8 protein-coding genes are annotated in these 8,861 nt (G+C 70.1%); 3 read left to right on the forward strand and 5 right to left on the reverse strand.

Annotated elements, in window-relative coordinates; genetic code table 11:
* Positions 1-18: 18 nt before the first annotated feature.
* A complete protein-coding gene (locus GSQ87_RS10770; RefSeq protein WP_158915449.1) occupies positions 19-801 on the reverse strand; it encodes a cytochrome c family protein in 783 nt (260 codons plus the stop codon).
* Positions 802-935: 134 nt separating this feature from the next.
* On the opposite strand from GSQ87_RS10770, the gene GSQ87_RS10775 reads away from it, so the two are divergent.
* From GSQ87_RS10775 to GSQ87_RS10785, 3 genes are read left to right on the forward strand one after another with little or no spacing between them, the layout of a single operon-like run.
* Positions 936-1,673, forward strand: a complete 738-nt coding sequence (locus tag GSQ87_RS10775) for a 3-deoxy-manno-octulosonate cytidylyltransferase (RefSeq protein ID WP_158915450.1) — start codon at positions 936-938, stop codon at positions 1,671-1,673.
* A gap of 13 nt (positions 1,674-1,686) precedes the next feature.
* On the forward strand, positions 1,687-2,619 hold the full coding sequence (locus GSQ87_RS10780; RefSeq protein WP_158915451.1) for an ABC transporter ATP-binding protein: 933 nt from the start codon (positions 1,687-1,689) through the stop codon (positions 2,617-2,619).
* A complete protein-coding gene (locus tag GSQ87_RS10785; protein WP_158915452.1) occupies positions 2,616-4,022 on the forward strand; it encodes a hypothetical protein in 1,407 nt (468 codons plus the stop codon). Before GSQ87_RS10780 ends, GSQ87_RS10785 begins: the two co-directional genes overlap by 4 nt.
* Here GSQ87_RS10785 and GSQ87_RS10790 read toward each other — a convergent pair.
* The 4 genes from GSQ87_RS10790 to glmU form a co-directional block, all read right to left on the reverse strand.
* A complete protein-coding gene (locus GSQ87_RS10790; RefSeq protein ID WP_158915453.1) occupies positions 4,019-5,398 on the reverse strand; it encodes a class II 3-deoxy-7-phosphoheptulonate synthase in 1,380 nt (459 codons plus the stop codon). The two genes, GSQ87_RS10785 and GSQ87_RS10790, sit on opposite strands and share 4 nt — an antisense overlap.
* 105 nt (positions 5,399-5,503) lie before the next feature.
* Positions 5,504-6,889 (reverse strand): glutathione-disulfide reductase, encoded by a 1,386-nt coding sequence (gene gor, locus GSQ87_RS10795; RefSeq protein ID WP_158915454.1) that lies wholly within the window; start codon positions 6,887-6,889, stop codon positions 5,504-5,506.
* A 122-nt stretch (positions 6,890-7,011) separates the two neighbouring features.
* Positions 7,012-7,707, reverse strand: coding sequence for a ribose-5-phosphate isomerase RpiA (gene rpiA / locus GSQ87_RS10800; protein ID WP_158915455.1), 696 nt, complete (start codon positions 7,705-7,707; stop codon positions 7,012-7,014).
* Positions 7,704-8,861, reverse strand: a 1,158-nt coding sequence (glmU, locus tag GSQ87_RS10805; protein ID WP_158915456.1) for a bifunctional UDP-N-acetylglucosamine diphosphorylase/glucosamine-1-phosphate N-acetyltransferase GlmU, incomplete at its 5' end; no start/stop codon positions are given. The genes glmU and rpiA, both read right to left, overlap by 4 nt.

Consider the following 8,861-nt stretch of genomic DNA (forward strand, 5'->3'; position numbering starts at 1 on the left):
CGATCCTGGCGTGAGGCCCTACTTCGGCGCGCCGCCGGGCGAGGTGGAGTCGGTGCGGTTCGGCGCAGCAGCCGCCCCCGTGGTGGGAGCTTCGGGGCTGGCGGTCTGGCTGGTGGCGGGCGCGCCCTTGGCGGCGGCCGTCGGCGCCTTGGCTCCGGCGGCGGCGTCGGGCACGCCCGAACCCGGCTGGGGAGCCGGCGCGGTTCCGGCGGCGGCCCCGGCAGGCGCCTTGGCGGCGGCGGCGGCCTTGGGATCGGGCGCGGGGATGGGCTCGGGACTGGAGCTCTGCTGACGCAGCCAGGCGATGAGGTTGATCCGGTCCTGGCGTTGCTTCAGGCCCACGAAGGTCATCTTCGTCCCGGAAACGTCGGCCTGCGGGCCGGCCAGGAACTTGTAGACCTCCGCAAAGCTCCACTTACCGATCTTATTGCCGAAATCCGTCATGCCGGACGAATAGGCGAAGCCGGGATGGGTGCCGGGCTTGCGGCCGATCACGCCCCACAGGTTCGGACCGGTCTGGTTGGGACCGCCGTTGTCCAGGTTGTGGCAGGCCTTGCACTTGTTGGCGACCGTCGCGCCGGCGCCCACATCGGCGGTGGGCAGCACCGTGCCCCAATCCGGCGGCGTATCGGCGACCACGCCGGCGTCGCCCGCAGCTTCCTGGATGGCGATCTTGTCGCCCGCGACCTTTGGCGGATGAGTGGCGAACACCATCTCCGAGACCTGGCGCAGAGCGAACAGCAGCAACAGCGCACCCAGGATAGCGCCGAACACCTTGTTCCCGAACAGTTCGTCTTTCATGTCGCCCTTATCGCTAAGAACCCAGAGGTCTGGCGCAACCCTGCGCCACGACCGTCCTTTAGGACTCCGCCTTGCGCGGGGGTGTCTTACACGCTACCGCCCCCGGCGCAACTGGCGGATAAGGCTTACCCCACATGGCCGCGATCGTTCTGATCCCTGCGCGCATGGCGGCGACCCGTCTGCCCAACAAACCGCTGGCCGACATCGGCGGCCTTCCCATGATCGTACGCGTTTTGCGGCAGGCCGAAAGCGCCGCGATCGGACCGGTCGCGGTGGCGGCGGGCGACCCCGAGGTGGTCGAGGCGGTGAAGCGGGCGGGCGGGCGGGCGGTGCTGACCGATCCGGACCTGCCCTCGGGCACGGACCGAATCATGGCGGCGCTGGAAATCCTCGATCCGACCGGGCGCTATGATTCGGTGATCAACCTCCAGGGCGACATGCCGTTCGCCCCCCCCTCGGTTGTTTCAGCTTGCGCCGAGGCCCTGGCGCGCGATCCGGCCTGCGACATGGCCACCGTCGTGGCCCCCGAAGCCTCGCCCGCCGATCGCGCCAACCCGGACGTGGTCAAGGCGGTCATGGCGCTGGCCGAAGGCGCGACCATGGGCCGGGCGCTCTACTTCACCCGCTCCGTCCTCTATGGCGACGGCCCCGTATGGCGTCACATCGGCATCTACGGCTATCGGCGCGAGGCCCTGATCCGCTTCACCGCCGCCCCACCCTCCCCGCTCGAGCGGCGTGAAAAGCTGGAGCAGCTCAGGGCGTTGGAAATGGGCATGCGGATCGACGCTGCGGTGACGGCGGTGGCGCCGATCTCGGTGGACACGGCTGCCGACCTGGAAGCCGCACGCGCCTTCGCGGCGCACCTGACGTGAAGAGTTTCGGTTCGTGATCGACGCGGAAAACGTAACCTTCGACTATCCCTCCGGGCGCGCCCTGCACGGGATCGGCTTCATCGTGCGTGCCGGCGCGGTGCTGGCCCTGGTGGGACCGAACGGAGCCGGTAAATCGACGCTGATGCGCTGCATCGCGGCCCTGGACACCCCCACCTCCGGCACGATCAGCGTCGCGGGGCTCGACACCCAGGACGATCCGCGCGGCGTGCATGCGGCGCTCGGCTACCTGCCAGACAGTTTCGGCCTCTACGACGCCCTGACGGTGCGCCAGTCCCTCGCCTACGCCGCCCGCGCACGACGCGTGGGCGTGAACGAGACACCGGACGCGGTGGCGCTGGCGGCGGAACGGGTCGGGCTGACGGACAGGCTCGATCAGCTGGCCGGCGAGCTGTCGCGCGGCCTGCGCCAGCGGCTGGCGATCGGCCAGACCATCGTCCACGCCCCGCGCGTGCTGCTGCTGGACGAGCCGGCGGCGGGTCTGGACCCCGGCGCGCGCCAATCCCTGTCCGCCCTGATCCGCGAGCTGGCGGGAACCGGCATGACGGTGATGGTGTCCTCCCACCTGCTGTCGGAGCTGGAGGACTACTGCACCGAGATGCTGATGCTGGAGGACGGCCGGGTGATCGGCGACAGCGTGGTCCGCCTCGCCTCCCGCACGGCGGCGCCTGACGAGCCGGTTCGCATCCTCGTCACCTTCGCGCCCGTCGAAGACCTGGGCATCCGTTTGACCGACCTTGGTTTTCAGCTCGAACGCGCCAGTCCCGACGAGGCCGTCGTCCTGATCGCACCCGGCCCCGAAGCCGAGCAGGATGCGCTGAGCCGATTGGTGGCGTCCGGCCTGCCCGTGCGCGGCTTCACCCCGATCCGCACTACGCTGGAGGACGTCTACATGGCCGCCCAGGCCGGCGAGGCGCAGCAGCCATGAACCCCGAGCTCCAGCGCAACCTCTGGCTCGACGCCACCCCGCGCCGGCTGACCTGGGCGGGGGTCGTGGTGCTGATCGCCTTCGCCCTGGTGTGGCTGGTTGATCGAGGTCGGCACGCCTATGCGGCCATCCTGGTCGGGGCGCTGCTGTTCTTCGCCGCCGGCCTGATGTGGGCGCCCCGCGCCGCCCGACGCTCGGTCACCAACGAGGTGGTCGCGCGCACCTGGGACTTCCAGCGCCTCTCGGCGCTCGCGCCCTGGGAGATGACCTGGGGCAAGTTGGCCGGCTCGACCCTTCGCCCCTGGGTGGTCGCGGGCGGCGGCGTGCTGATCGCCGCCCTCCAGCTCGCCAGCACCACCACGGTTCGCCATGCCGGCTTCTGGGTCCTGGTGGCGTTGGCGCTCGGCGTCACGGTGCAGGCGGCGGGACTGGCCACGGGCCTGCTCGACATCCGCCGAGGACGCGCCAGCGGTCGGCCGCTCAGCGGACGCGCGCCGGGCCTGGCGATCCTGGCGCTAGCGCTGCTGACCTTCGCAGCCCTTGCCTGGGCCCGGATTCGCATCGGCGGCGGCGTGCACACCATGTTCGGCCAGATCGCCCCCATGGGCGGCCCGGTCTCCTGGTTCGGCCACGACTTTCCGCCGGTGCTGTTTGCGGGATGCAGCCTGGTCCTATGCGCGGGCTGGGCTCTGGTGTGGGCGTGGCGGTTGATGCGGCTGGAGCTGCAACTGGTCAACACGCCCTGGGCCTGGGCGCTGTTCGTCATTGGGGCGGCGACCTATGCCGCCGGCTTCGACCCGTCCGCCAACCTGACGGGGAGCGACGCGTTCGCCGCGCGGCTGGTCAGCGCGGGCGTGGTGCTGGCGGCGCTGGCCTATGTCGGCGCCTTCGCAGAACCCGCCGACCGGGTGCGCGCCCGGCAATTCGCGAACGCTATCGCCAAGCGCGATATCCGGCGGACCGCAGTGCGCCTGCCCCTGGTCGTGCTGCCGAGCAAGCTGGCGGTGATCCTGGGACTGGTGGTCGCCCTGATCCACGTACGTGCCGGCGAAACGCACGAGGCCCTGTTCATGCTGGCCCTGCTGGCCTTCTTCGTGCGCGACCTGGGCGTGATCGCCTGGCGGCGCTTCGCCCGCGCCGGCTCGCCTGGCGACTTCGGCGTCGCCGCGACCCTGGTCGCGCTCTACGTGATCGGCGCCTTGGTCGGCCGCCTGTTCGGCGGCGAGACCGGCCAGGCCGGCTTCCTGCCGAGCCAGGCCCTGCCAGGCGTCAGCGCAGTCATGGGCGTGATCGAGGCGGCCGCCCTCTGGGCGCTGGCCGCCTACCGCATCAGCCGCCCCAGCCGCAGACCCTGGTCGCCAAAGCCGTCACCTTCTCCGCACGCGGAGAAGGTGCGGCCCTAGCCGACCGCCAGGCGCGGCGGCGCGACCGGCCGTTGCGCCTTCAGATTCTCCGCCACCAGGAAGGCCAGCTCCAGCGCCTGGTCGGCGTTCAGGCGTGGGTCGCAATGGGTGTGGTAGCGGTGGGACAACTCGTCCTCGGTCAGCGCGCGCGCGCCGCCCAGGCACTCGGTGACGTTCTGGCCGGTCATCTCAAGATGCATGCCGCCGGGATGCACGCCTTCGGCCTGGGCGATCTCCACGAAGGTGCGGACCTCGCTGAGGATGCGCTCGAACGGCCGGGTCTTGTAGCCGTTGGCGGCCTTCAGGGTGTTGCCGTGCATCGGGTCGGTGGACCAGACCACATGGTAGCCGGCCCGCTTGGTGGCCCGCATCAGCGCCGGCAGGCGCGCGCCGATCTTGTCGGAGCCGAAGCGCCCGATCACCGTCAGCCGGCCCGGCTCGTTGGCCGGGTTCAGCGCCTCGATCAGGGGCAGCAAATCCTCCGGCTCCATGTTCGGGCCGCACTTCAAGCCGATCGGGTTCTTGATCCCGCGCATGAACTCCACGTGCGCGCCGTCGAGCTGGCGAGTACGCTCGCCGATCCACAGCATGTGGGCGGAGGTGTCGAACCACTCGCCGCCCTGGCTGTCGACACGGGTCATGGCCTCCTCGAAGCCCAGCAGCAGGGCCTCGTGGCTGGTGAACACCTCGACCCGCTTCAGGTCGGGATGAGTTTCCGGGGTGACGCCGACCGCGGCCATGAAGGTCAGGGCCTCGGAAATCTTGTCGGTCAGCTCGCGGTAGCGGGCGCCCAGCGGGCTGTCGTCGACGAAGCCCAGCGTCCAGCCATGGATGTTGTGCAAATCCGCGTAGCCGCCGCCCGCATAGGCGCGCAGCAGGTTCAGGGTCGAGGCCGATTGGCCGTACGCCTTCATCAGCCGCTCGGGATCGGGCGTGCGCGAGACCAGGTCGAAGTCCTGACCGTTGATGTTGTCGCCCCGGTAGGACGGCAGGGTCACGCCGTCGATGGTCTCGATCGGTTCGGAACGCGGCTTGGCGAACTGGCCGGCGATGCGGCCGACCTTCACCACCGGCTTGCCGGCCGAGAAGGTCAGCACCACAGCCATCTGCAGGATCAGCCGGAAGGTGTCGCGGATGCTGTCGGCGTGGAATTCGCGGAAGCTCTCGGCGCAGTCGCCGCCCTGCAGCAGAAAGGCGTCGCCCCGCGCCACATTGCCCAGCAGGCTCTTCAGCCGGCGCGCCTCGCCGGCGAACACCAGCGGCGGCATGGCGTGCAGCCGGTCTTCCACCCGCGACAGCGCCTCGGCGTCCGGGTAGTCGGTGGGCATGTGCTTGGCAGGTTTCGAACGCCAGCTCGAAGGGGTCCAGCGCTGCATGGGAGAGGGCCTATTCAACGATCACACAGGTTTTATTTGCCGCCGGATATAGGCGCGCGCGGCTCTCGACGCAAAGTCTTCCCGCGCGCGCTGCGGCCCTTGGCGTCACTCCGCCGCGATCAGTTCGCTCGGCACGTACTTCTCGCGCAGGGTCACCAGTTCCTCCGCGGCGGAGGGATGCAGGGCGCAGGTGTCGTCCCACTGCGCCTTGGTCAGGCCCGCCTTCACCGCGATCGCGGCGAGCTGGATCATCTCCGGCGAGTCGGGCCCGACGATGTGGCAACCGACGACGCGGCCGGTGTCGCCGTCCACCACGAGCTTCATCAGCGTCTGCTCGTCGTCGCCGACAAAGGCAGTGCGCATGGCGCGGAACTTGGTGCGGTAGATGTCCACGTGGCGGAAGGCGTGACGCGCCTCCGCCTCGCTCATGCCCACCACGCCCACGGGCGGCTGGGAGAAGACGGCGGTCGGGATGTCGGCATGGTCGAACTTGGTTGGCCGGTCGTTATAGACCGTCTCGGCGAAAGCCACGGCCTCGCGGATGGCCACAGGCGTCAGGTTCACCCGGTCGGTCACGTCGCCGATGGCGAAGATGTGCGGGACATTGGTCTGGGAGAAGGCGTCGACCGCCACCGCGCCCTTGTCGTTCAACGCCACGCCGGCCGCTTCCAGCCCCAGCCCCTTCACGTGCGGCTCGCGGCCGACGGCGAACATCACCTGTTCGGTCTCGATGGTCAGCTGGTCGGTCAGATGGCTGCGGAAGCCGCCGTCGATCTTCTCGATACGCTCGTGCTGGCATGCCAGCACGACCTTCAGCCCGCGCTTGTGCAGTTCGCCCGACACATGCGCGCGCACGTCGTCGTCGAAGCCGCGCAGCAGGTTGCTCCCGCGATAGGCCAGGGTCACGTCCACGCCCATGCCGTGGAAGATGCAGGCGAACTCGATGGCGATGTAGCCGCCGCCTACAACCAGGATGCTCTTAGGCAGCTTTTCCAGCTTGAAAGCGCCTTCCGAGGTGATGGAGAGGTCCGCGCCCGGCACATCGTCGGGGACCTTGGGCCGCCCGCCGGTGGCGATCAGGATGCGCTCGGCGGTGATGGTCTTGTCCAGGCCGGCGAGCTTGAGGGTGTGCGGGTCGATGAACTCGGCGCGGGCCTCGAACAGGTCGCAGCCCGCCTTCTTCAGATTGGCGGAGTAGATGCCCGACAGGCGCGAGATCTCCATGTCCTTGGCGGTCAGGAAGGTCGGCCAGTCGAACTTCGGCGTATCGCAGCCGCTCCAGCCATAGCCCTTGGCGATCTCGAAATCCCGCGCGAAGCCGGAGGCGTAGACCATCAGCTTCTTGGGCACGCAGCCGCGGATCACGCAGGTGCCGCCGACGCGATACTCCTCCGCCACCCCGACGCGCGCGCCGCTCATCGCCGCCAGCCGCGCCGCGCGCACCCCGCCCGAACCCGCGCCGATGACGAAGAGGTCGTAGTCGTAGGCCATCTGATCCGTCCGCTTTTCCGTTAGGGCCGATATAGGCGGTGCAGGCCGCTTGGAGAATGGCGGCGACGCTTTCTCCTTCCCGCGTATCTCTCCTCCCCCGCTTCGCAGTGGAGGAGAAGAAGCTACGGCTTCAACGTCCTCACCCCGCCCTCATCGCCGACCAGGGCTTCGTCGGCCAGGCCCAGGAACAGGCCGTGCTCGACCACGCCGGTCAGGGTCTTCAACACGCCGGCCAGGGCGTGCGGGTCGGCGATGGTCTCGCAGGCGAGGTCGTAGATCACGTCGCCGCCGTTGGTGATGAAGGTGGCCCCATCGCGCATCCGCAGGCGCGGCTCGACGCTCACCCCGGCCGCCGCCAGGGCGTGGCCCATCCGCCGGGCGGTCGAGACATGGCCGAACGCCACCACCTCCACCGGCAAGGCGAAACGGCCGAGCGTCTCCACCACCTTGCCGGCGTCGGCGATGGCCACGCAGCGACGCGAAGCCTCCCACACCAGCTTCTCGCGCAGCAGGGCGCCGCCGCCCCCCTTGATCAGCGCCAGGCCCGGACCGATCTCGTCGGCGCCGTCGATGGTCAGGTCGATCTCGCCCGCCTCGTTCAGGTCGACGATCGGCAGCCCGCAGGCCCGCGCCTGAACGTCGGTCGCCACGGAGGTCGGCACGCAGCGCAGCTTCAGCCCCTCCGCCCGCACCCGCGCGCCCAGCGCCTCGACCAGAAAGGCGGCGGTGGAGCCGGTGCCCAGCCCCACCGTCATGCCGTCCTGCACCAGCAGGGCGGCGGCCTCGCCGACGGCGCGCTTGTAATGGTCGGGGCTCATGCGCGTCTTCCCTTGGCCGCTTGTTTGAGGGCGCGGAACTTGGCCGCCCAGCCTGGCTTCTCCACCTGAGGGCTGCGTTCCAGCGCCAAGGCGTCGTCGGCCACGTCGCGGGTGATCACCGAGCCCGAGCCGGTGAAGGCGCCCGCCCCGATCCTGACCGGCGCCACCAGGGCGGTGTTGGAGCCGATGAAGGCTCCCTCGCCAACGATGGTGCGGTGCTTGTCGAAGCCGTCGTAGTTGCAGAAGATCGTCCCGGCCCCAAGGTTGGCCCGCGCGCCCACCTCCCCGTCGCCGAGATAGGACAGATGGTTGGCCTTGGCGCCCTCGCCCACGGTGACGTTCTTCACCTCGACGAAGTTGCCGATGTGGGCCTCGCGCCCGATCACCGCGCCCGGCCGCAGCCGCGCATAGGGACCGATCAGCGCGCCTTCGCCGACCACCGCACTTTCGAGATGACTGAACGCGCGGATCACAGCCCCGCTTGCGACCTTCACGCCGGGGCCGAACACCACATAAGGCTCGATCACCACACCAGGCGCGACCTCGGTGTCGTAGGCGAACATCACCGTCTCGGGCGCGGGCATCGCGACACCGGACACCAGCGCCCGCTCGCGGCGCCCCCGCTGGAACTCGGCCTCCGCCGCCGCCAGTTCGGCCTGGGAGTTGACCCCCAGCACCTTGGCCTCTTCGGTCAGCACCGCACGCACCTCGCGTCCGGCCGCGCGCGCCAGCCCCACTACGTCGGTCAGGTAGTACTCGCCCTTGGCGTTTTCGGCGCCAACCTTGGCCAGCAGCTCGAACAGCAACGCCGCAGGCGCCGCCAGCACGCCGGAATTGCAGGCGGTGATGGCCAGTTCGGCCGGCGAGGCGTCCTTGGCCTCGACGATCCGCTCCAGCGTCCCGCCCGCGTCCATCACCAGCCGACCATAGGCGCCGGGATCGGCCGCCTCGAAGCCCAGCACCGCCAAATCCGCGCCCGCCGTCCGCGCCTCGAATAGGGGGGCGACGGCCTCCGCATCCAGCAGCGGCGTGTCGGCGTAGGCGACCAGCACGTCGCCCTCGAAACCCTTCAACGCCGCTTCCGCCGCCCGCACGGCGTGGCCGGTGCCGAGCGGCGGGGCCCGGGTGCATACCCCGCCCCCCCCCCCGCGCCT

The sequence above is a fragment of the Caulobacter sp. S45 genome, from assembly GCF_009765965.1.
Taxonomy (GTDB): domain Bacteria; phylum Pseudomonadota; class Alphaproteobacteria; order Caulobacterales; family Caulobacteraceae; genus CAHJWH01.

Excerpts from the sequence above, each read along its gene's own strand:
- GSQ87_RS10770 (WP_158915449.1), bottom strand. The coding sequence starts at position 801 with ATGAAAGACGAACTGTTCGGGAACAAGGTGTTCGGCGCTATCCTGGGT.
- GSQ87_RS10775 (WP_158915450.1), top strand. The coding sequence starts at position 936 with ATGGCCGCGATCGTTCTGATCCCTGCGCGCATGGCGGCGACCCGTCTG.
- GSQ87_RS10785 (WP_158915452.1), top strand. The coding sequence starts at position 2,616 with ATGAACCCCGAGCTCCAGCGCAACCTCTGGCTCGACGCCACCCCGCGC.
- GSQ87_RS10790 (WP_158915453.1), bottom strand. The coding sequence starts at position 5,398 with ATGCAGCGCTGGACCCCTTCGAGCTGGCGTTCGAAACCTGCCAAGCAC.
- gor (WP_158915454.1), bottom strand. The coding sequence starts at position 6,889 with ATGGCCTACGACTACGACCTCTTCGTCATCGGCGCGGGTTCGGGCGGG.
- rpiA (WP_158915455.1), bottom strand. The coding sequence starts at position 7,707 with ATGAGCCCCGACCATTACAAGCGCGCCGTCGGCGAGGCCGCCGCCCTG.